The organism is Streptomyces sp. NPDC051286 (assembly GCF_044455345.1).
In the GTDB taxonomy this organism is placed as follows: Bacteria; Actinomycetota; Actinomycetes; order Streptomycetales; family Streptomycetaceae; genus Streptomyces.
Genome location: NZ_JBITER010000010.1, coordinates 50,461 through 71,053 on the forward strand (window position 1 = coordinate 50,461; position 20,593 = coordinate 71,053).

A 20,593-nucleotide genomic window follows, 5' to 3' on the forward strand; every position below is an offset into this window, starting at 1 on the left:
TCCGGCGGTCCACGGGGGAACAGCCGGGCGGGCCTTGACCACCCATCACGAAGAAACGCCAAGGGGAGCAGATCATCATGGCTGACGCGACGAAGAAGAACCCGGAGATCAAGCCGCAGGACATGCACGCCACCGGTGGTGACGCCGACCAGATCACCACTCTGGACATGCACGCGACCGGCGGACCGATCAAGCCGCTGGACATGCACGCCACGGGCGGCACGGCCACGACCGACGACATGCACGCGACGTCGGAGCCCACGAACTAGTTCTTCTTTTCGGCGGGGGCACGGGGGGACGGCCGCGGCGGCGCGGAGGGGGAGCCGTCGCGGCCGCTGCACGTTCGCACACCGGCTCACGTATTCGCGCCAACGTTCGACCGCTTCCCGCCAACGGGGTTCCACCACCGCCCCCCCCTGTCACTACTGTCACTTCACGTCCGGAAGCTCGCTCCACACGCAGGAGTTGGAATGACCCGCACGAAGAAGACGCTCGTCGCCGGCGCGTTCGCCGTGGCCCTCGGTCTCGGCGCGGCCAGCCCGGCGCTGGCTGACCAGCACGCCACCGTGGTGACCCCGCAGGACGCCCACGCCACCGTGGTGACCCCGCAGAACACCCACGCCACCGTGGTGACCCCGCAGGACAGCCACGCCAGCTGAGCCACACGCGCAGGAAAGAGGTGCCCGAGCCGTCGGCTCGGGCACCTCGCGTTGCGTGCTCCCGGTCGCCCCTAAAGCCGCCGCACCAGCACCCTCGCCTCGCACAACTTCCCCATGTCGTCATCGTCCGACGTGAAGACCACCACTCGCCCCGGCTGACGCCCCGCGATCACCGCCAGGGCCGCATCGATGGCGTACTTATGGCCGTGCAGCCCGGTCTTCCCCAATAGTTCAATCGCCTCGTCGGCGATTTCCTTGGTCACGGGCTCGACCACCACCCGCGCCATCGCCCAGTTCCAGACGGGTCGCCGAATCTTGCTGTGATACGCCTCAATGAGTGTCATGGAGCTGGTCACCACGCGGACACCGGACTGATGAGCCTTCGTGAGGATGGCGGTCATGGCCCTGTCGCGGAGTACGGCCCTGGACAGTGCCTCGCTGTCCAGCACAAAGCAGGTGTCTCCCATCAGGCAGCTGCCGCCCCGCCCTGCGCCCCGGATTCCCGCTCCTCGAACCACCGCTCGATGTCGCGGAACTCCGCCGCAGCCGCGGCCTGCTCCTCCTCTGTGAGCGGCCCGCCCTCTTCCTGCATCCAGGCGACCAGCTCCCCCAACCGGTCGTGCTCGCGCTGGCGCTCTATGGCGCGCGTGACATACGCGCTGAACGCACCGGGGCCGACCTCGCTGCGGATCTCCTCCGCCAGCTCCTCCGGCAGGGTGACCGTGTATTTCTTAGTTGCCATACCAATCACCATACTGCCGCGATCGTGCCCGCATCACCCCATTCACCCCATCCGGTGAAGCACATGCGCCGCCGCATGCCTCTCCCGTACCGTGGCTGCGAAGACGCGCGAAGGGACCGGAATGACCGCACAGCACATCGACCCCGCGGGGCCCCTCATCCCCCGCCCGCAGCGGACCCCGGCGGCGCTCCGAATCGCCCTCGCGCGGGTGGCTCCGCACCGGCTGGGCGAGATGGAGCAGCAGAAGGACGCAGCCATCGCGCTGGCCGCGGAGACCGGCAGCCTGGGGCCGATCATGCAGTTCCTGGAGACGTGGGCCGTCGCGGTGGAGATCGCCCGGCTACCCGTTGCCGCCGCCCGCCTGCACTCTGCCGAGTACGCGGCGCAGAACCTCGACAGGGATGCCCCTGCCTGGCGGGCAGCCATGGACGAGATCCGAATCGTGCACGCGACCGCACGGGAATCGCTCGCCGGTGAGTGACTGGCGGTGGGAGTACGACCCGGACGAGACCCACGTCACCGGAGGCGCCACTCCGCCCCCGCCCGTCTTTGTCGCCGAGGTCGAGAAGCGCGCCGACGAGCTCGTGCGGGCCGCGTCCGCGCTGCACCTCGACGGCACATCGTTCCAAGGGGTGGGTGACGGCGTACAGACCACACTCGTGCCGGGCGGGATGTTCCTCTACCTCACCGTCATCCGGCACCAGTGCGTGTACGTGCTCCAGGTGACAACCTGGCCCTCGAGCTGAGCCCGCCTACCCCGGCCCCGCAGCTCCCTCCAATCGGTCTTGCACATGTACTTCTTGGTCGCCATACCCCTCACCAAACCGCCGCGATCGGCGCACGCACCCCGATCCACTCGCAACAGGTGACCTGACCCAGCCCCGTTGACGCACCTGATGGCGATGTGTCGCACACGCTCGTACCCTGTACGACATGGACAGCGAGGAGCACCACGACACCAGGATCACGGTCCGCGATCTTCAGCGGAACGCCGCCGCCGTCCTCGTACGCCTGGAGCACGGGGAGACATTCACCGTGACCCGGCACGGTCGGACCGTTGCCCGGATCGTCCCCCCGGATCCCGCCGAAGAGGCGGTCAATCAGGCTGTGGCCGACGGACTGATCGACCTTCCGGATCTCGCGCGCGCTCGGACCGCCGCGCAGACGGCACGCATCCGGACAGCGCCCACCGCGCCCGGTGACACCCCCCTCAGCCAGGTTCTGGACGAACTCCGGGACGATGAGGGAGAAGGTCGCTGATGCGTTTCATCTACCTCGACACCTCTGCGGCTCTCAAGCTCTTCAAGGCGGAGGCCGAGACCGACGCGCTCAAGGCATGGCTGTCCGCCCAAGGCTCCGCCATCGCCCTAACCTGCGACCTCACACGGACCGAGGTACGGCGCGCGCTGCATGCTGTCGGCGTGGACCCCGATGTAGCCGCGGAGGCCGAAAGCTGGCTTGAAGAAAGCGCCCTCATCCGCATGCCGCCCCTGCTCTTCGACCGCGCCGGCAACCTGTCCCCCGGCCACCGGCTCCGTTCCCTGGACGCTCAGCATCTGGCCGCAGCGGCGGGGCTGGGACAGGCGCTCACTGCGTTCGTGGCGTACGACAAACGGCTCGTCGAATCCGCACAGTCCCTGGGGCTGCCGGTCCGGAGCCCCGGCTCACCGTGAGCCGTCAGGGCGCCGCCCGCCCCCGCAGCTCCCCCTTCACCACCTTCCCGCTCGCGTTCCGCGGCAGCTCCCCCACGAACTCCACCGCTCTCGGCACCTTGTAGTTCGCCATCTCGCGCCTCGACCAGGCGATCAGGTCGTCCGCCGTGAGCGTGGCGCCCGCCCGGCGGACCGCGTACGCCTTGCCGACCTCGCCGAGCCTCGGGTCCGGGATGCCGATCACCGCCACGTCTGTGATGTCCGGGTGGAGGCCCAGGAGTTGTTCGATCTCGGCCGGGTACGCGTTGAAGCCGCCGACGATGAACATGTCCTTGATCCGGTCCGTGATGCGCAGGTTGCCCGCCTCGTCGAGGACGCCGATGTCGCCGGTGCGGAGCCAGCCGTCCTCGGTGATCGTGGCCGCCGTGGTGTCCGGGTCCTCGAAGTAGCCCTGCATCACGTGGAAGCCGCGGACCAGGACCTCGCCGGGGGTGCCGGGGGCCGCCAGGACGCGGATCTCCGTACCGGGGATCGCGCGGCCCGAGGTGGCGGAGATCGTCTCGGGCGGGTCGCCCGGTCGGCACATCGTGACGATGCCGCTCGCCTCGGAGAGGCCGTAGGCCGTGAGGACCGTCTCGATGCCCAGCTCCGTGCGCAGGCGTGCCACCAGCCTCAGGGGGACCACCGCCGCGCCCGTGACGACCAGGCGCAGGGCGGAGAGGTCGTGCGTCGCCCGCGCCGGGTGGTCGAGGAGCGACTGGTGGAGGGTGGGCGGGCCGGGGAGGACCGAGATGCGTTCGGCGGCGATGTTCGCGAGGACCGTGTCCACGTTGAACACCGGCTGCGGGATCATCGTCGCGCCCCGCATCAGACACGCGATGATGCCCGCCTTGTATCCGAACGTGTGGAAGAACGGATTCACGATCAGATAGCGGTCGCCCTCGCGCAGGCCGGCCAGCTCGCTCCAGATCGCGTAGCAGCGCAGGGTCTGGGCGTGGGTGATGACGGCGCCCTTGGGGCGGCCCGTGGTGCCGGAGGTGTAGATGATGTCGGACGGGGACGAGGAGGCGACCGCGTCGGCCCGTTCCCGGACCGCGGCAGGCGGTATCCGCTCCCCGGCCGCCAGGAAGTCCTTCCAGGTGAGGTAGGACTCGGGGGCCGTGTCCGCGAGCACCACCACCCTTTCCAGGTGCGGGAGTTCCGCCTCCGACCTGTGCAGCGACGCCAGGTACGACGTACCCAGGAAGGTGCCGGTGATGAAGAGCAGCTTCGCCCGGCTGCGTTCCAGGATGTACGCCGCCTCCGCGCCCTTGAAGCGCGTGTTGAGGGGGACCAGGACCGCGCCCGCCGTGACCGCCCCGAGCGCGGAGACGATCCAGTCCAGGGTGTTCGGTGCCCAGACGGCGACCCGGTCGCCGGGCTCCACACCCGAGGCCATGCACGCGGCGGCGGCACGTTCGACGCGGTCACCGATTTCGGCGTACGAGATGCGGGTGCGGCCCTCGACGACCGCCTCACGGTCTCCGTACCGCCGTGCTGCCGCCCGTACCAGCCTCGGGATGCTGCCCCACTCCTCGTCGCCGCGCATCGCATGCCCTCCCACCGAACCGTAATAGCTGACTATCCGTCAGATTAGCTGTAGCCTCTGCCGCTGTCAGCAGTCATGACGATCGCGGAGGTGGCGGGTGGCGGCGCTCAAGGACGTGACGGCGATAGCCGGGATCGGACAGACGGCCTTCGCTAAACAACTCCCTGAATCCGAGAAGACCTTGGCCTGCCGGGCCATCGTCGCGGCGCTCGACGACGCGGGCATCGCCGCGTCGGAGGTCGACGCGTTCGCCTCGTACACGATGGAGGAGACCGACGAGGTCGAGGTCGCCAAGGCGATCGGGGCCGGTGATGTCACCTTCTTCTCCAAGGTGGGCTACGGGGGCGGTGGTTCGTGCGCGACGATCGCGCATCTCGCCGCCGCCGTCGCCACCGGACAGGCGAGCGTCGGGGTCGCCTGGCGCTCGCGGAAGCGTGGCTCGGGGCCGAGGCCCTGGAAGAACACCACCGTCCAGCTGCCCACTCCCGCCCAGTGGACCCGCCCGTACGGTCTGCTGCGGCCCGCCGACGAGATCGGGATGCTCGCGCGGCGGTACATGCACGAGTACGGGGCCACCCGCGACCATCTCTTCAATGTCGCGCTCGCCTGCCGCAACCGCGCCAACCAGAACCCGGACGCGGTGATGTACGAACGGCCGCTGACCCGCGACATGTATATGACCTCGCGCTGGATCAGTGAGCCGCTCTGTCTCTTCGACAACTGTCTGGAGACGGACGGGGCACTGGCCTGCGTCGTCGTGTCCGCCGAGCGGGCCCGGGACTGCCGCCAGAAGCCCGTCTACGTCCACTCCGTCGCCCAGGGGCTGCCCGCCCAGCACCACGGGATGGTCAACTACTGGAAGGACGACCCGCTCACCGGCCCCGCCTGGACGGCCGCCCGGCAGCTGTGGAAGCACGCGGACTTCGGGCCGGACGATGTCGATGTCGCACAGATCTATGACGCGTTCACCCCGCTCATCCCGCTCTCCTTGGAGGGTTACGGCTTCTGCGGGCGCGGCGAGGGTGCCGCGTTCACCGAGGGCGGGGCGCTGGAGAGCGGCGGCCGGCTGCCGATCAACACCGGGGGCGGCGGGCTCAGCGAGGCGTACGTGCACGGCTTCAACCTCATCAACGAGGGAGTGAAGCAGCTGCGCGGGATCTCCACCGCGCAGGTACCGGACGCCGCAACCTGCCTGGTCACCGCCGGTGAGGGCGTGCCCACCTCCGCCGTACTGCTGAGGAGCTGAGAACACGGATGGAACCGCTGCTGCTGCCCGTCGCCGACGAGGACGGTGCCCCCTTCTGGGAGTACGCCGCCCGGGGCGAACTCCGCGTCCAGGCGTGCGCCGCCCCCGCGTGCGGCGCCCTCCGTTTCCCGCCGCGGCCCTGCTGCCCGCACTGCCGGTCCTTCGAGAGCGAGTGGCGGGCGATGACCGGGCGCGGCCGGATCTGGTCGTACGTGCTGCCGCATCCGCCGCTGCTGCCCGCGTATGCCGCGCAGGCCCCGTACAACGCGGTCGTCGTCGAACTCGCCGACGCTCCGCACATCCGGCTGGTCGGCAATGTGGTCACCGGCCCCGAAGCACCGCTCAACTCGGTCGATCCGGCGCGGCTGCGGATCGGGGCACCGGTGCGGGTGGTGTTCGCGCCCGTGAGCCCGGAGCTGACCGTGGTCCGCTGGCTGCTGGAACGGTGAGCGGACGACGATGACGCTGAGGACGGAGACCGACAAGGAGACCGGGGTCGCGGTCGTCACCCTCGACCGGCCGGAGAAGCTGAACGCGATCGACCTGGCGACGGCGGACGAACTCGCCGCCATGTGGCGGGCGTTCCGTTTCGACGACGGGGTGCGGGCCGTCGTCGTCACCGGTGCGGGCGGGCGAGCCTTCTGTACGGGGATCGACCGGGACGTGGAGGTGCCGCAGCCCTCGTCCCCGTACACGATCGACGATCCGCTGCTTTCGATCGGGCCGAAGGCGAACGACCTGTGGAAGCCGGTGATCGCCGCCGTGGAGGGGATGGCGTGCGGCGGGGCGTTCTATCTGCTGGGCGAGGCGGAGTTCGTCATCGCGTCGGAGGAAGCGACGTTCTTCGACCCGCATACGACGTACGGCATGGTCAGCGCGTACGAGGCGATTCAGATGGCGCAGCGGATGCCGTTCGGGGAGGTCGCCCGGATGTCCCTGATGGGTACGGCCGAACGGGTGACGGCCCGTCGTGCGTACGAGACCGGGCTGGTCAGCGAGGTGACGGCGCCCGGCGACGCGGTGGCTGCGGCGGTGCGGGCGGCGGCCGTCATCGCGTCGTACCCGACTGGGGCGGTGCAGGGAACGGTGCGGGCGGTGTGGTCCGCCAAGGAAGCGGCGCGCGCCCAGGCACTGGCCCACGCCCCGCACCTGATCGCGCTCGGAAACCTGCCGGTGGAGCGGCAGGGCGAGCTGTTCGCGGCGCGGGAACGTGGGCGCGGACGTGGCGACGGCGGATTCGGACTGCGGTGAGCGCGGTCAGTAGCTGAGCGTGGCCTCGACCCGGCACTTCTTCACCCGGGACACCTTGCCCGGGGTGTCCATCCGCACGGAGAGGGTCCGGCTCGCGCCGCCTTCGACCTCCACGCTCGCGTCGCCGGTGTCGACGGTGTGGCCGGCCGCGTCGAGGAAGGTGACGTCGATGTCGTACATGTGCGTGTCGTACGCAACGGCCGTGATGCGGACGGTGGAGGCGGTCACGGCGCGCCCCTTGCCCTTGCGGGGCTGCGCGCAGCGGACGACGGTCACCTGGGGCACGTCGGTCGCCGTGGCGCCGGGGGTCGCGGTCTCGTAGGTGGAGCCCCCGGACGAGCTGCTCGACGAGTCGTCGTAGTCATCGTCGTCGTAGTCGTTGTGGTGGTAGCTGCCGTTGCTCTTCTTGGAGTTGGAGCAGCCGCCGCCGCTACTGCTGGAACCACGGCTCTTGCTGCCGCGGCTCTTGCCGCCGTGGGTCGAGGTCGAGAAGCCGGTGAGTGCGAGCACCACCGCCACCAGGACCGCCGAGAGTTTCAGATGCTGCCGCATCATCGATGCAGCCCCCCTTGTGTTGTTGTCATGTCGCGACCGACCGCGCGACACCGTAACGCATGGCGGGAAGGGACGTCCGGCCGGTGCGCCACCAGGGCGCCCCCTGCCGGGCGGCGCCCTACGGGCGGACGACACTACTTTCGGAACACGCCCTGGTGGCGGGGGTCAGGGGCCCGGCGTAGCGTCGGCGTCGAGAGCGGTGCTGACGCGCGACGCCGGTCCGCACGACCGCAGGAGGCCGATGATGATCCGCTACATCCTCGGCTCGACCGTCGCTCTCGCAGGAGCGGCGGCCGCCGTGCTGAGCCCCTTCCGTGACTGGTACGACGGCCGCCTCGGGCGGCAGTACCGGATCGCGGACCTCTTCAACGGCATCAGCGGTGCGCGGCCGGGGCTGTGGGGGTCGGTCTGGCTGCCGCTTCTCTTCGCTGCGGCCATGACGGTGGTGGGTGTGTGGCTCCGGTCCCGGCTGCTGGTGGCGTGCGCGGGGGTCGTCGTCCTCGGCTTCACCGTGCTGTGGATGGTGCGGCAGGGGCAGGCGACCGGGAACCTGACGGTGGCGGCGGACGGATCCGGGCTGCAGGTGGGGGTGGCGACCGCCGCGGTGGGCGGGGCACTGATGCTGGTGGGGGCTGCGGTGATGCCGGGGCGGCGGGCCGGCCGCGGGCGTCTGGCGCGCGTGGACCGGAAGCAACCCTACGCGGCGCCGGGGTCGGACGATCCGGACACCTGGCCGCCGACGCAGGAACCGGGACCATCGGTGCAGACGAGTCCCCTGCCGGAGCCGGAGGCGGATCCGTACACGGGCCCCGAGCCCCCGGACCCGCGCCACCCGCCGGGCCCCTGACACGCCGGACGAACCCGACGCCCTCCGCCACCCTGCCCCACCCGTGGCGCACGGTTTCGTTCGCACACGGACGGGTCGGAGTATGCCGGAACGGCCTGTACGCGCCGGACGCGCGGGGAAAACCGCGCCCGTCCAGCGAGATCGAGCCCGTCCGGCGATTGACGACAAAGCGGCTGCCGGGCGAGCCCGGTGAACGCCTACGCCCGTGCGCGGTTCCCCGTGCCCGTCCCCTTCAGCGCGTCCAGCGCGTACACGCAGCGGTCCTTGCTGCACGCGTACACCACGCCCCCCTTCGCCACCGGCGACCCCGTGATCTCGCCGCCCGTCGCAAGCTTCCAGCGCAGCTGGCCGCCCGCCGCGTCCAGCGTGTACAGCACGTGGTCCGCGGAACCGAAGTGGACGCGGCCGTCCGCGACGACCGGCGCGCCGACGACCTCGCCGCCCGCGGCGAACCGCCATTTCGGGGTACCCGTCACCGCGTCCAGCGTGTACAGCGCGCTGCCGCTGCCGACGTGGACATTGCCCGCCGCGACCAGGACCGGTTCGATCGACTGGCGTGCCTCCGTCGCGATGCGCCACCGGTCCTTGCCGGTCGTCGCGTCGAGTGCGTACACCGTGCCGAGGTAGTCGGCCAGGTACACCCCGCCACCGGTGACCGCGGGCCCCGGCGCGAACGCGGGCGGGGACAGGAAGACCGCGGGCGACTCGAAGTGCCAGCGCACCAGCCCCGACGCGATGTCCACCGCGAGGACCCGGGTGCCCGCGGCGACGTACACGTACCCGTCCGCGGCAGCCGTCACCCGTACCGGCACACCCCCGCAGGACGCCGCGTCACCGATCGGGTACGACCAGCGCTCGATGCCCGTACGGGCGTCCAGCGCGCGCAGCCGGGCGTCCTGCCACAGGTACACCGTGCCGTCGTGGATCGCGGGCCCGGCCTCGGCCGTCTCGAAGTCGGTCTGTACGCCTGCGGTCTCCCACAGCTTCTCGCCGGTGGACGCTTCCCACGCCTGCACGCCGCCACCGCGCGTGCCGGTGATGACGGTGCCCCGGTCGGCCTTGAGCGAGTACACCCAGGCGTCGGTCTGCAGCCGCCACCGTTCGGCGCCGGTCAGCGCGTCCAGGGCGTACAGCGAAGGGCCGTCGGAGCCGTGGATGCGGCCGCCGTCGAGCGTCATCGACCAGGCGACGTCGCGGGTCTTGAACTGGCGCCGCCCGTTGCCGACGTCCAGCGCGTGCACCTCGAACGACGTCACGTACAGCAGGCCCCCGGCGACGACCGGGGTGCCCCACACGTCGTTCGACATCCGGAACCGCCAGGGCCGCCAGCGGTCCGGCTCCGCAGGCGGCGCATCGGGGGCGTGCGCCGGAGGGGGCAGCGGGGCGGCGGCCGGGGCCGCGCCGGTCAGCGGGGCGGCGGCCGGGGCCGCGCCGGTCAGCCCGGCGGGCGGGCGCACCCACCCGGTCGCGGGACCCGCCTCCGCGCCGGCCATCGCGCGCACGTCCGCGGCACGCGGCCCGGGTCCGATCGGCACCTTCGCCCCGGGCAGCCGCACCGGACCGCCCCCGTCCGACTCGGCCGCCCGAACGGGTGAGGGGGCGGGGGACGGCGATCTCAGGTCAGCGCCGCTGCGCCACGCCGGCTCCCAGTCCGCGCCCCGCGGCGGGTGCTGGGGCGGCGGCGGCGCCGGGGCGGGCGCAGGGGCGGGCGCCGGCGCGGCGGGAACCACCGTGCGCCCCCCGCCGCGGCGCTGCTCGATCATCGCCGTGGCGGACGTCGGCAGCCAGGCCGACGCCGTACCGCTGTCGTCGCTGCCGGAGGCGAAGAGGTGCGGGGCGAGCTGGGCCTGCAGGTCGGCCGGGCTGGGCCGCAGCCCGGCGTCCATCTGCATGCAGGACTCGATCAGCGGCCGCAGGTCGTCAGGCAGCCCCTCCACATCGGGTCCCTCCCGCAGCAGCATGAAAACCGTCTCGACCGGGTTCGCCCCGTGGAACGGCGCATGCCCGGTGGCGGCGAAGACGAGCGTCGAGCCGAGCGAGAACACATCGCTCGCGCCCGTGACACTGCGCGAGTCCCTGGCCTGCTCCGGCGACATGTACGCGGGAGTGCCGACGGCCACGTTGGTCATGGTCAGCCGGGTGTTGGAGACGCCGGACGCGATCCCGAAGTCGATCACCCGCGGACCGTCCTCGACCACCAGCACGTTCGACGGCTTGAGGTCGCGGTGGACCAGCCCTGCGCCGTGGATGGACTGGAGTGCCTCGGCGATCCCGGCGGCCAGCCAGCGCACCGCCTGGGTCGGCATCGGGCCGCACTCATTCACTATTTCTTCGAGCGAGGGAGCGGGCACGTAAGCGGTGGCGAGCCACGGCACGGCGGCGCGCGGGTCGGCGTCCACCACGGCGGCCGTGTAGAAGCCGCTGACCGCGCGGGCGGCCTCCACCTCACGCGTGAAGCGGACCCGGAAGAGCTGGTCCTCGGCGAGCTCCGTACGCACGGTCTTGATCGCCACCCGTCGGCCGGACGCCGAGCGGGCCAGATAGACCAGCCCCATGCCGCCGGCCCCGAGCCGTCCCAGCACCTCGAACGGGCCGATCCGCCTCGGGTCGTGCTGCGTCAGCTGCTCCACCACTTGCCTGCCACCTCCCCGTACGGACCTCAGGAACAGAAGTCCGCGAAAAACCCCGCCCTGTGCAGCGTCTCATCACTGGGCACCACCCGGCGGTGCGCTCCCTGATTGTTCCTGGCTGAAGCGATGGTTGCGAACCCGGGGGCGGATCGGGGTGTCACATGTCACTCTGCCCTCTCTCAGGACACCGGGGGCTGAAGTACGGCGAACTCAGCACCCTGATCGTCGTGCAGGACCGCCATCCGCCCGTACGGGATGTCGAAGGGCGGCGCGGAGACCCGGCCGCCGAGCCCGACCGCCGTCTCGGCGGCGGCGTCGCAGTCCGCGACGGCGAAGTAGACGAGGAAATAGCTGGGCATCTCGGCCGGGAACGCGTCGGTGATCACGCTGCGTCCACCGATCGCGGTGGCGGGTCCGGGTTCGGTGCCTTCGGGGGACCACATGCGGAAGTCGACGCCGGGCTCGGAGGCACCCGCACCGCCGGAGCCGGACTCGGCGGATCCGGACTCGGCGGTGTCCCCGCCGCCGGTGTCCCCGTTGTCCGCGTCGCCGTCGCCGGTGCCCGGCTCGCCGTGATCGGTGCCGGACTCGCCGAGATCGGTTCCGAGGAAGCCGAAGACCTTCTCGTAGAAGGCGTCGACGCGGCCCTTCTGCCGGGTGTAGACCTCGGTCCAGCAGAAGGATCCGGGCTCGTTCTGCTTCTCGAACCCGCTGCGGTCACCGGCCTGCCAGAGCCCGAAGACCGCACCGCCCGGGTCGGCGGCCTGCCCGAGCACGCCCGCGCGGCCGGCCCGGACGGGCTCGGTGATGACCTGGCCGCCCTCCTGCCGGATCAGGGCGACGGTCGCGACGATGTCGTCGGTGGCGAAGTAGACGCCCCAGGCGGTCGGCATCCGGCCGTCCTGCTTGGCGGCGAGTGCGGCGACGAGCTTGCCGTCACTGAGGGCCTCGGCGTACGCGCCCCAGGCGGCGTCCCCGGCCCGGAAGGTCCACCCGAAGAGCCCGCCGTAGAAACGCTTGCCCGCCTCGAGATCGGGGAGCTGCGCGTCCACCCAGCACGGCGCGGAGCGCGGGAATGCGGCCATGGCCCCGGGTCCTTCCATCGAAGTGACGCTCGTCACACCCAAAGTAGCCGCACGCCGCGTGTACCGCGCAGCGAATGCCCCTTACCGAACGAAGATTCGATATCGGGGTTCCTTGGCCGTCGCGTCACGGAAAGTTATCCACCGATGTTGTCCACAGGCTGTTGATAACACTGTTCAGGCCGTGGATCGCATCCGCCGAAATCCGGCCACTTCTCCCACGCCACCCCACCGCACCTGCGGAACTCCCCATTTGCAGTCGGCCGAATCGCGCTCCGATCACCCCTCGGTAAGCTGACGGCATGACAGGACAAGTGCGCACCGTCGACGGCCGCGTGGCCGGTCGACGCGGACAGGCGACGCGGCAGAAGCTGCTCGACTGCCTCAGCGAAATGCTCAGCTCCTCGCCTTACCGGGACGTCAAAGTCATCGACGTCGCCCGCAGGGCGGGGACTTCACCCGCAACCTTCTACCAGTACTTCCCCGACGTCGAGGGAGCCGTCCTCGAGATCGCCGAAGAAATGGCCAAGGAGGGCGCCGCGTTGACCGAATTGGTCGCCGGCCGCTCCTGGGTCGGCAAGGCGGGGTGGCAGACCTCCGAAGAGCTCGTCGAGGGGTTCCTTGACTTCTGGCGACACCATGACGCGATCCTGCGCGTGGTCGACCTGGGGGCGGCCGAGGGCGACAAGCGGTTCTACAAGATCCGCATGAAGATCCTGAACTCGGTCACCAACTCCCTCACCGATTCGGTGAAGGAGCTCCAGGCCAAGGGCAAGGTCGACAAGGACGTCAGTCCGGCGGCGATGGCGGGCTCGCTCGTCGCGATGCTGGCGGCGGTCGCCTCGCACCAGAAAGGTTTCCAGACCTGGGGCGTCAAGCAGGCGGAACTCAAGCCGAATCTCGCACTGTTGGTGCATCTGGGCATCACCGGCAAGAAACCGACGAGATAGCGCCGGGCGCACCCTTCTTTCCGGCTCCTTGCCTCGCTTCTTCCTGTACTGGGCTCCGCACGGCAATCCCGGGCTGCCCACGTCCTGTCTCACCGATGGCGGACCACCCGATGTGGTCCGCCATCGGCGTATCCGGGCGGCCTCCGGGTCACGGAGTATCGCGCCGCTCCAGCCGGAAGAGCCGGATCTCCCGCTCCACCCGCGCCTGATACCTGGCGTACGGCGGCCAGAAGGCCAGCGCCACCTGCCACACCTCCGCCCGCTCCGCGCCCTCCAGCAGCCGGGCGCGCACGGCGATGTCGCGCCCCTTCCAGTTGATGACGGCGTCGTCCGGGTGGGCCAGCAGGTTGGCGGTCCAGGCAGGATGACCCGGACGGCCGAAGTTGCTGCCGATCAGAATCCAGCTGTCGCTGCCGCCGTCCTCGGAGCGGCGCTCCGGCATGCAGGCCAGCGGAGTGGTGCGCGGCTGTCCGCTCTTCGCCCCGCGCGCCGTCAGGATCATCCCCGGCAGCATCCGGGCGCTGAGCAGCACCTTGCCGCGGGTGAGCCGGTGGACGGTGCGGTCCATGGCGGGCACGACGTGCGGGGCGATCCTGGCGAAGGTACGGGTCGAGGACACCTTCTGGATCAGCCGGACTCCGGGCGTCATCAGACCGCCACCTCCTCGCGCGGTTTCTGGTCGCCGGGCGTGAACAGACCGGCCTGTTCGGCGGCGTGGTCGCGCAGCCGGTGGACCGGACCGAAGAGCAGCTCGTCGGCGGCAGCCCGTTTGACGTAGAGGTGCGCCTCGTGTTCCCAGGTGAAGCCGATGCCGCCGGGCAGCTGGACGGCCTCGGCGGTGGTGGTCCGCAGCGCTTCCAGCGCCTGGGCCAGCGCGAGCCCTCCGGCCGCCGGGTCCCACGCCGCGTAGTACGCCGCGGACCTGGCCGCCTGCACCCGTACGTAACTGTCGGCGAGCCGGTGCTTCACCGCCTGGAAGGAGCCGATGGCGCGGTTGAACTGCTCGCGCGCCTTGACGTATGCGATGGTCCGGTCGAGTGCACCCGCCGCGGCTCCGACCGCCTCCGCCGCCAGTACGGCGGCGGCCGTGCGCCCGACGGCGGCGAGTGCTCCGGCCGGCCCCGACACATCCACCGTGTCGTCCGCGCCGAGCAGTTCGGCGGTGGTCTCACGGAGTTCGACACGGGCCACCGGCCGGGTCTCGTCGAGTGAGGTCTGCCGGGTGCGGGCGAGCCCGGCCGCCGTGTCGGAGCGGACGAGGAAGAGGAGCGTCCGGCTGCGCGGGAAGCCACCCGTGTGGGCGGCGACCAGCAGAAGTCCGGCGCTGTGCCCGTCGAGGACCTGGGGGGCTTCCCCGTACAGCCGCCACCCGTCCGGGCCGTGCGTGGCCTGTACGCCGCCGGACCGGCCGCCGCCCGCCCAGGCACCGCCGCTGGCGTCGCCGATGAGGCCGAGGGCGGTGGCCGGTGAGCCGCCAGGAACGGCGAGGGTCGCGGTCAGCTCGCCCGTGGCGATGCGCGGCAGCAGGGCGGTGCGCTGGGCGTCGGTGCCGACGGCGGCGATCAGCGGTGCGGCGAGCGCAGCGGTGGCGAGCAGCGGGGACGGCAGCAGGACGCGGCCGGTCTCCTCGCAGGCGACGGCGAGTTCGGCAAGGCCGCAGCCGGCCCCTCCGTACTCCTGCGCGAGTGTGAGGCCGGGCAGTCCGAGGTCCTGGGCGAGCTGCCGCCACAGGGTCTCGTCGTATCCGTGCGCGGTCCGTACGGCGCTCCTTACCTCGGCGGGTCCGCAGCGTTTGACCATCAGTTCGCGCAGGGTGCGGCGGATCTCGTCCTGCTCCGCGGTGAAGGCGGCGTCCATCGTCGGGCTCCTTCCCCTCAGGAGCCGTCGGCCCCTGATCTGACGGGCCGTCATGTTAGGGGCGATGGCGCCAGAAACCCAGACTCGCGCACACCTCCACCCCCGGACCCGGTCCGCCCGCACAACCGGTCCGTACCGCCACATCTGATGTACCGTCAGATTCATGCCTTCCTCACCCTTCTCTCCCCCGCGCAAGGTCGCTGTCGTCGGCATATCCCTCGCGGACTGCGGACGCGTCGACGGCCCGACTCCGTACACCCTCCACGCCCAGGCCGCCCGCCGGGCACTCGCCGACTCGGGCCTGGACCGCTCGGTCGTCGACGGTTTCGCCTCCGCCGGACTCGGCACGCTCGCCCCCGTCGAGGTCGCCGAGTATCTGGGGCTGAAACCCACCTGGGTGGACTCCACCGCGGTCGGCGGTGCGACCTGGGAGGTGATGGCCGCCCACGCCGCCGACGCGATCGCGGCAGGCCGCGCGAACGCCGTACTCCTGGTGTACGGATCGACGGCCCGCGCCGACATCAGGGCGGGGCGCCGCACGTCGAACCTGTCGTTCGGTTCGCGCGGCCCGCTCCAGTTCGAGGTGGCGTACGGGCACTCACTGATCGCCAAGTACGCGATGGCCGCCCGCCGCCATATGCACGCGTACGGGACGACGCTGGAGCAGCTCGCCGAGGTGGCGGTCCAGGCGCGGGCGAACGCGGCGGCCAACCCGGACGCGATGTTCCGGGACCCGATCACGGTGAACGACGTGCTGTCCGGCCCGATGATCGCGGACCCGTTCACCAAGCTGCACTGCTGCATCCGCAGCGACGGCGGGTGCGCAGTGCTGCTGGCCGCGGAGGAGTACGTGCCGGACACGGCGAAGGCGCCGGTGTGGATCCTCGGCACGGGTGAGCACGTCTCGCACTCCACGATGTCGGAGTGGGACGACTTCACGGTCTCCCCGGCGGCCGTGTCGGGCCGCCTGGCGTTCGAACGGGCCGGGGTACGGCCGGCGGACATCGACCTGGCCGAGATCTATGACGCGTTCACCTATATGACGCTGGTGACGCTGGAGGACCTCGGCTTCTGCGCGAAGGGCGAGGGCGGTGCCTTCGTCGAGAAGGGCCGCACGGGCCTGACCGGCGAACTCCCGGTCAACACCGACGGCGGCGGCCTCTCCGCCTGCCACCCCGGCATGCGCGGGCTGTTCCTGCTGGTGGAGGCGGTACGGCAACTGCGCGGGGAGGCGGGAGACCGTCAGGTCCGGAAGGCGGACGGACGGCTGCCGGAGCTGGCGGTGGCCTCGGGGACGGGCGGCTGGTTCTGCTCGTCGGGGACGGTGGTGCTGGGGCGGGGGTGAGGGGGGTGTGAGGGGGTGTGGCAACGGGGCACTCCGGGTCCTGATGTCCAATGGCCGCATGACGGATGCATCGACCTCTGCCCAGCGCACCTTCCGCGACCTCCTGCACGCCCAGCGCGTCTGGGACGTGGACCTCCCCGCCTTCGACCCGGCCGCCGCGCCCCGCACCCCGCTCCCCCTCTTCCACGCCTGGTTCGCCGAGGCGGTGGCCGCCGGGCAGACCGAGCCGCACACCATGACGCTGGCCACCGTCGACGCCGAGGGCCACCCCGACGTACGGACGGTGATGCTGCACGACGCGGACGACCTCGGCTGGCACTTCGCCACGCACGCCACCAGCGCAAAGGGCCGCCAGCTCGCCGCGCGTCCGCATGCGGCGCTCGGTTTCTACTGGCCCGCGCAGGGCCGGCAGGTACGGGTACGAGGTCCGGTCACCGCCTGTACCCCGGCCGAGAGCCGGGCCGATCTGCACGTCCGCTCGACCGGGGCGCTGGCCTCGGCGCTGGTGGGGCGACAGAGCGAGGTGCTCGGCTCGTACGAGGAGCTGAACCGAGCCTCGGACGCCGCATGGGAGCGGGCGCTGGCAGAACCGGAGGCGGACGTGGCGAGCTGGACGCGGTACGTGGTCGAGCCGCACGAGGTCGAGTTCTTCCAGGGCGATGCGCGGCGACGGCACATCCGGCTCCGCTACCGCCGGGACGGCGGCGGCTGGACCCGGGAACTGCTCTGGCCGTGAGCCGGAAGACCGATTCCGACCAGAAAGGGGCACTATGGGAAGCAGGTGAGTTGCTGGAGGCATTCCATGACACGAGCCCGTTCCCGTTACGCCCCCGACCACGGTCTGACCACGCGCATGGTCACCACCATGTTCCTGATCGGACTGCTGTACGTGGTCCTGGTGGGCGTGCTCCTCGCGGTGCTGCGGGGCGCCTGGCCGATCATCCTGATCCTCGTGGGTGGCCTGTTCATCGCGCAGTTCTGGTTCAGCGACCGCATCGCCGCCTTCAGCATGGGCGCCCGCGAGGTCACCCCCGAGGAGGCACCCGAGCTGCACGGCACCATCGACCGGATCTGCGCCCTGGCCGACATGCCGAAACCCCGGGTGGCCATCGCTCAGAGCGACGTACCGAACGCCTTCGCCACCGGCCGCGGCGAGAAGACCGCCCTCGTCTGCGCCACCACCGGACTCCTGCGCAGACTGCAACCCGAGGAGCTGGAGGGCGTCCTCGCACACGAGATGTCGCACGTCGCGCACCGGGACGTCGCCGTCATGACGATCGCCTCGTTCCTCGGCGTCATGGCCGGCGTGATCACCCGCGTCGCCCTCTGGGGCGGCTTCTCCCGCAGCAGCCGCAGCAGCGACCCCGTCGGCATCGCGATCCTGCTGGTCCCACTGATCAGCGCCGTCGTGTACTGCCTGAGTTTCCTGCTCACCCGACTGCTCTCGCGCTACCGCGAACTCTCCGCCGATCGCGCCGCCGCCTTCCTCACCGGCCGCCCCTCCGCGCTCGCCTCGGCGCTCACCAAGGTCAGCGGGCAGATGGCCCGGATCCCGACGGAGGACCTGCGGAAGGCGGAGCCGTACAACGCCTTCTACTTCGTCCCCGCGTTCTCCTCCGAGGAGAGCCTCAGCCGGCTGCTCTCCTCCCACCCGACCCTCGAACAGCGCCTCGACCAGCTGGCCCGCATCTCCGCCGAACTCGCCCGCCCGTAAGGAGTCCACAGTGGGTCTGCTCGACACGATCCTGGGACGCAGCAAACCGGTCCGCCCCGACCTCGACCAGCTCTTCGCCGTACCGTCCGCCGCACTCACCCTCCAGGCGGGCGCGGGCTTCATCCCCACCGGTCTGGGTTCGGTCTGCTTCGCGGGCGTGGAGGGCGGCACCTTCGCCCGTATCCAGCAGGACGTACAGGAACTGCTCGACGCGGACACGGACCGGGGCGGGATCCCGGTGGAGTACAGCCACGATTCGTACGGCTACACCTGGCTGCTCGCCCGCCACTCCCCCGACGACGTGGCCGGCCTGGTCAACGACCTGCACGCGGTCAACACCCTGCTCCAGGACGGCGGCTTCGGCCCGCAACTGCTCTGCTCACTGATCGGCTTCCGCGACGGCGGGGGGCGGTCGCTGGCACTGGTGTATTTGTACAAACGTGGCACGTTCTATCCGTTCGCCCCGGTGCCGGGCGGCGCCGAGAGACGCGACAGTCCTCTGGAGCTGCAGATCAGGGCGACACTGGGCGACGACCTGCGGGTCGAGCAGGATCTCTCCCGGTGGTTCCCGGTCTGGGGCGCGCCCGGCCTGTGACAATCAGGCGGTACGTGCACCGGCCACGAAAGCGGACCGGGCGGCCGGGCCCGGGGCGAGGTAGGAGTACGACTGGCCGCCCGGGGCGACCCGTTTCGGCCCGTCGACGCGGGAGCTGTACGTGGGGATCCCCGCGGCGCACGGCAACACGTATCCGCTGAGCCGGCGCTGCGGGGCACCGGAGGAGGGGGAGTTCGCGGACGCGGAGCTGCTGCGCGGGGTGGTGGTCGCTCAAGGGGTACGGGAGAACTGGCGACCCGTTCCGTATCATCAGGTTCATGACTCCTGAGCGCCCGAATTCCGTCAGTCGGCTTCGCGCCTCCGACGCCGACCGTGAAGCGGTGGTGGAGCAGCTCCAGGAGGCGGCGGCCGAAGGCCGCATCGATCTCGACGAGCTGGATACGCGCCTGGGTCAGGCGCTCGCCGCCAGGACCTTCGCCGAGCTGGAACCCCTCACCGCCGATCTGGCGCCCGCGCCGCAGAACGCGACGGAGCCGCTGGTCCTCGAGGGCGGCATCCACGGCCTGGCACGGACCGGACGGTGGAAGGTGCCTGCGCGCATCGACGTGGACGGCGGCATGGGCGGCGCCAAGCTCGACTTCACGCAGACCGAGACCCGGCTGCGCGAGATCGGTCTGGAGGTCAACGGCCAGATGGGCGGGGTCGTCGTCGTCGTACCCAGGGGGTGGGCGGCGGAGACCGACGACGTCCGTCCCGGCATGGGCGGGTTCAAGGACCGGACCCGGGGCGAGAGGCTCCCGGGCGCACCGCTGCTCCGCCTCACCGGCTCGGGCGGCATGGGCGGAGTGATCGTCCGCCACCCCAACATCTGGGAGCGGTGGAAGCTGCGCCGCAGCAAGCGGCGCTGAGTCCGCTGCGTCAGGCACCGGCTTCCGGCCGGAAGACCGGGACCGCCTCGCACCCCTCCTCCTGCCGGTAGGCGACGCACAGCTCCATGCCGATCGCGAGGGCCGACTCCTCGCAGTCGACGATCTCCGTCATCATGCGCGGCCCCTCGGCGAGGTCGACGACGGCCGCCGTGTACGGGACACGGGAGCCGAACGGCGGCAGGTCGTTGCGGTGGACGACGGACCAGGTGTAGAGCGTGGCGCGGCCGCTCGCCCGCTCCCAGCCGACGTCCTCGCTCCAGCACAGGGGGCAGAACTCGCGCGGATAGTGGTGGGCGGCGCCGCAGGCACGGCACCGTCGCAGCAGCAAGTGGCCCTCGGCGGCGGCGTCCCAGTAGGGGCGGGTGAAGTCGTCCGGCTCGGGCAGGTCGAAGCGGGGGGTGGCGGCGGTCATCCGAAAAGTCCGATCGCGTGGTCGAGGGACCAGACCTGCCAGGACATGGCGAAGACGGCGATCAGCGAGATCAGCGCCATCATCGCGTTCTGCCCCTGCTCGGCCCAGTCGTGGATCATCAGCACCAGATAGAGGAGATTGAGGAGCAGCCCGCCGACGAGTGCGACCGGGGTCAGGAAGCCGACGATCAGCCCGAGACCGAGGGCGAGTTCCGCGTACACGACGAGGTAGGCCATGGCCTTGGGGCGGGGCGCGACGACCTTCTCGAAGCCGCTCCTGACCGCCGGCCACTTGTGCTTGCTCGCGACGTCCGCCGCCCAGGCGATGCCCGTACCGCGTTCGAACCAGCCCTTCTTGTCCTTGTGCCGCCAGCTCTCCAGCCACCACAGACCGAGCCCTATGCGAAGGACGGCGAGCCACTCGGCTCCGCCGAGCCAGATCGTCCGCATCAGGATCCCTCCCGCTCAAAGAAATCTGACGGTACGTCAGTTCACCTGATCCGGCACTGCCGCGCAAGAGGTGCGCAGAACGCAGGCCTGAGGCGCACGCCCGTGATCGATTCGCAATCGATTCCGACC

Annotated in this window: 27 protein-coding genes; 17 read left to right on the top strand and 10 right to left on the bottom strand. The window is 71.0% G+C overall.

Translation table 11 applies throughout. The features are described from left to right. Positions 1-77: 77 nt before the first annotated feature. Both ACIBB8_RS12825 and ACIBB8_RS12830 read left to right on the top strand, forming a co-directional pair. Positions 78-269, top strand: a complete 192-nt coding sequence (locus ACIBB8_RS12825; protein WP_398951296.1) for a hypothetical protein — start codon at positions 78-80, stop codon at positions 267-269. A gap of 201 nt (positions 270-470) precedes the next feature. Continuing rightward, the gene (locus tag ACIBB8_RS12830; RefSeq protein ID WP_398951298.1) at positions 471-659 is read left to right on the top strand and encodes a hypothetical protein; all 189 of its coding nucleotides are present in this window, start codon (positions 471-473) and stop codon (positions 657-659) included. 71 nt (positions 660-730) lie between these two features. On the opposite strand, the gene ACIBB8_RS12835 is transcribed toward ACIBB8_RS12830, so the two are convergent. Together ACIBB8_RS12835 and ACIBB8_RS12840 are read right to left on the bottom strand one after the other, a co-directional pair. Continuing rightward, on the bottom strand, positions 731-1,126 hold the full coding sequence (locus ACIBB8_RS12835; protein ID WP_393306307.1) for a PIN domain-containing protein: 396 nt from the start codon (positions 1,124-1,126) through the stop codon (positions 731-733). Beyond that, entirely contained in the window at positions 1,126-1,401 is a 276-nt protein-coding gene (locus ACIBB8_RS12840) for a hypothetical protein (protein ID WP_393306305.1), read from the bottom strand. Before ACIBB8_RS12840 ends, ACIBB8_RS12835 begins: the two co-directional genes overlap by 1 nt. A 121-nt stretch (positions 1,402-1,522) precedes the next feature. Here ACIBB8_RS12840 and ACIBB8_RS12845 point away from each other — a divergent pair, with 121 nt between their 5' ends. The 4 genes from ACIBB8_RS12845 to ACIBB8_RS12860 all read left to right on the top strand — a co-directional run bounded on the left by ACIBB8_RS12845 (position 1,523) and on the right by ACIBB8_RS12860 (position 3,074). Beyond that, the gene (locus tag ACIBB8_RS12845) at positions 1,523-1,882 is read left to right on the top strand and encodes a hypothetical protein (protein ID WP_398951299.1); all 360 of its coding nucleotides are present in this window, start codon (positions 1,523-1,525) and stop codon (positions 1,880-1,882) included. Next, on the top strand, positions 1,875-2,147 hold the full coding sequence (locus tag ACIBB8_RS12850) for a hypothetical protein (protein WP_398951300.1): 273 nt from the start codon (positions 1,875-1,877) through the stop codon (positions 2,145-2,147). The genes ACIBB8_RS12845 and ACIBB8_RS12850 overlap by 8 nt, the downstream gene beginning before the upstream one ends. Positions 2,148-2,334: 187 nt before the next feature. Beyond that, the gene (locus ACIBB8_RS12855) at positions 2,335-2,661 is read left to right on the top strand and encodes a type II toxin-antitoxin system Phd/YefM family antitoxin (protein WP_398951302.1); all 327 of its coding nucleotides are present in this window, start codon (positions 2,335-2,337) and stop codon (positions 2,659-2,661) included. Then, the gene (locus tag ACIBB8_RS12860; protein WP_398951304.1) at positions 2,661-3,074 is read left to right on the top strand and encodes a type II toxin-antitoxin system VapC family toxin; all 414 of its coding nucleotides are present in this window, start codon (positions 2,661-2,663) and stop codon (positions 3,072-3,074) included. The genes ACIBB8_RS12855 and ACIBB8_RS12860 overlap by 1 nt, the downstream gene beginning before the upstream one ends. 4 nt (positions 3,075-3,078) lie before the next feature. On the opposite strand, the gene ACIBB8_RS12865 is transcribed toward ACIBB8_RS12860, so the two are convergent. Then, complete coding sequence (locus ACIBB8_RS12865) at positions 3,079-4,641, bottom strand: FadD3 family acyl-CoA ligase (RefSeq protein WP_398951306.1); 1,563 nt, start codon at positions 4,639-4,641, stop codon at positions 3,079-3,081. Positions 4,642-4,738: 97 nt separating this feature from the next. Between ACIBB8_RS12865 and ACIBB8_RS12870 the strand changes: the two genes are divergently transcribed. From ACIBB8_RS12870 to ACIBB8_RS12880, 3 genes are read left to right on the top strand one after another with little or no spacing between them, the layout of a single operon-like run. Then, entirely contained in the window at positions 4,739-5,887 is a 1,149-nt protein-coding gene (locus ACIBB8_RS12870; RefSeq protein WP_398951308.1) for a lipid-transfer protein, read from the top strand. Positions 5,888-5,895: 8 nt separating this feature from the next. Further along, complete coding sequence (locus ACIBB8_RS12875) at positions 5,896-6,336, top strand: Zn-ribbon domain-containing OB-fold protein (RefSeq protein ID WP_398951310.1); 441 nt, start codon at positions 5,896-5,898, stop codon at positions 6,334-6,336. Positions 6,337-6,346: 10 nt separating this feature from the next. Further along, positions 6,347-7,138 (top strand): enoyl-CoA hydratase/isomerase family protein, encoded by a 792-nt coding sequence (locus ACIBB8_RS12880; protein ID WP_398951311.1) that lies wholly within the window; start codon positions 6,347-6,349, stop codon positions 7,136-7,138. Positions 7,139-7,144: 6 nt separating this feature from the next. On the opposite strand, the gene ACIBB8_RS12885 is transcribed toward ACIBB8_RS12880, so the two are convergent. After that, positions 7,145-7,693, bottom strand: a complete 549-nt coding sequence (locus tag ACIBB8_RS12885; protein ID WP_398951313.1) for a hypothetical protein — start codon at positions 7,691-7,693, stop codon at positions 7,145-7,147. Between the two features lie 244 nt (positions 7,694-7,937). On the opposite strand from ACIBB8_RS12885, the gene ACIBB8_RS12890 reads away from it, so the two are divergent. Further along, positions 7,938-8,540: a hypothetical protein gene (locus tag ACIBB8_RS12890; RefSeq protein ID WP_398951315.1), complete on the top strand. Its 603-nt coding sequence runs from the start codon at positions 7,938-7,940 to the stop codon at positions 8,538-8,540. 197 nt (positions 8,541-8,737) lie between these two features. Here ACIBB8_RS12890 and ACIBB8_RS12895 read toward each other — a convergent pair whose 3' ends face one another. Together ACIBB8_RS12895 and ACIBB8_RS12900 are read right to left on the bottom strand one after the other, a co-directional pair. After that, positions 8,738-11,173, bottom strand: a complete 2,436-nt coding sequence (locus ACIBB8_RS12895; RefSeq protein WP_398951317.1) for a PQQ-binding-like beta-propeller repeat protein — start codon at positions 11,171-11,173, stop codon at positions 8,738-8,740. A 176-nt stretch (positions 11,174-11,349) separates the two neighbouring features. After that, entirely contained in the window at positions 11,350-12,255 is a 906-nt protein-coding gene (locus tag ACIBB8_RS12900) for a VOC family protein (protein WP_398951319.1), read from the bottom strand. Between the two features lie 299 nt (positions 12,256-12,554). Here ACIBB8_RS12900 and ACIBB8_RS12905 point away from each other — a divergent pair, with 299 nt between their 5' ends. Beyond that, positions 12,555-13,202, top strand: a complete 648-nt coding sequence (locus tag ACIBB8_RS12905; RefSeq protein ID WP_358856814.1) for a TetR family transcriptional regulator — start codon at positions 12,555-12,557, stop codon at positions 13,200-13,202. A gap of 148 nt (positions 13,203-13,350) precedes the next feature. Here the strand turns inward: ACIBB8_RS12905 and ACIBB8_RS12910 are convergent, their stop codons facing one another. Together ACIBB8_RS12910 and ACIBB8_RS12915 are read right to left on the bottom strand one after the other, a co-directional pair. Further along, positions 13,351-13,851, bottom strand: coding sequence for a nitroreductase family deazaflavin-dependent oxidoreductase (locus tag ACIBB8_RS12910; RefSeq protein WP_398951321.1), 501 nt, complete (start codon positions 13,849-13,851; stop codon positions 13,351-13,353). Further along, positions 13,851-15,059: an acyl-CoA dehydrogenase family protein gene (locus ACIBB8_RS12915; RefSeq protein WP_398951323.1), complete on the bottom strand. Its 1,209-nt coding sequence runs from the start codon at positions 15,057-15,059 to the stop codon at positions 13,851-13,853. The genes ACIBB8_RS12910 and ACIBB8_RS12915 overlap by 1 nt, the downstream gene beginning before the upstream one ends. Before the next feature lie 163 nt (positions 15,060-15,222). On the opposite strand from ACIBB8_RS12915, the gene ACIBB8_RS12920 reads away from it, so the two are divergent. From ACIBB8_RS12920 to ACIBB8_RS12945, 6 genes are all read left to right on the top strand, one after another. Then, positions 15,223-16,404: a thiolase C-terminal domain-containing protein gene (locus tag ACIBB8_RS12920; protein ID WP_398951325.1), complete on the top strand. Its 1,182-nt coding sequence runs from the start codon at positions 15,223-15,225 to the stop codon at positions 16,402-16,404. A 58-nt stretch (positions 16,405-16,462) separates the two neighbouring features. Continuing rightward, the gene (locus ACIBB8_RS12925) at positions 16,463-17,140 is read left to right on the top strand and encodes a pyridoxal 5'-phosphate synthase (protein ID WP_398951327.1); all 678 of its coding nucleotides are present in this window, start codon (positions 16,463-16,465) and stop codon (positions 17,138-17,140) included. A gap of 66 nt (positions 17,141-17,206) precedes the next feature. After that, positions 17,207-18,118: a zinc metalloprotease HtpX gene (gene htpX / locus ACIBB8_RS12930; RefSeq protein ID WP_398951330.1), complete on the top strand. Its 912-nt coding sequence runs from the start codon at positions 17,207-17,209 to the stop codon at positions 18,116-18,118. A gap of 10 nt (positions 18,119-18,128) precedes the next feature. Beyond that, the gene (locus tag ACIBB8_RS12935; protein WP_398951332.1) at positions 18,129-18,713 is read left to right on the top strand and encodes a hypothetical protein; all 585 of its coding nucleotides are present in this window, start codon (positions 18,129-18,131) and stop codon (positions 18,711-18,713) included. A 121-nt stretch (positions 18,714-18,834) separates the two neighbouring features. Then, a complete protein-coding gene (locus ACIBB8_RS12940; protein WP_398951334.1) occupies positions 18,835-19,002 on the top strand; it encodes a hypothetical protein in 168 nt (55 codons plus the stop codon). After that, on the top strand, positions 18,992-19,582 hold the full coding sequence (locus tag ACIBB8_RS12945) for a DUF1707 domain-containing protein (protein ID WP_398951336.1): 591 nt from the start codon (positions 18,992-18,994) through the stop codon (positions 19,580-19,582). The genes ACIBB8_RS12940 and ACIBB8_RS12945 overlap by 11 nt, the downstream gene beginning before the upstream one ends. A 10-nt stretch (positions 19,583-19,592) precedes the next feature. Here ACIBB8_RS12945 and ACIBB8_RS12950 read toward each other — a convergent pair whose 3' ends face one another. Together ACIBB8_RS12950 and ACIBB8_RS12955 are read right to left on the bottom strand one after the other, a co-directional pair. After that, a complete protein-coding gene (locus ACIBB8_RS12950) occupies positions 19,593-20,015 on the bottom strand; it encodes a Zn-ribbon domain-containing OB-fold protein (protein WP_398951338.1) in 423 nt (140 codons plus the stop codon). Beyond that, positions 20,012-20,464 (bottom strand): DoxX family membrane protein, encoded by a 453-nt coding sequence (locus tag ACIBB8_RS12955; protein ID WP_398951340.1) that lies wholly within the window; start codon positions 20,462-20,464, stop codon positions 20,012-20,014. Before ACIBB8_RS12955 ends, ACIBB8_RS12950 begins: the two co-directional genes overlap by 4 nt. Between the last annotated feature and the right edge of the window lie 129 nt (positions 20,465-20,593).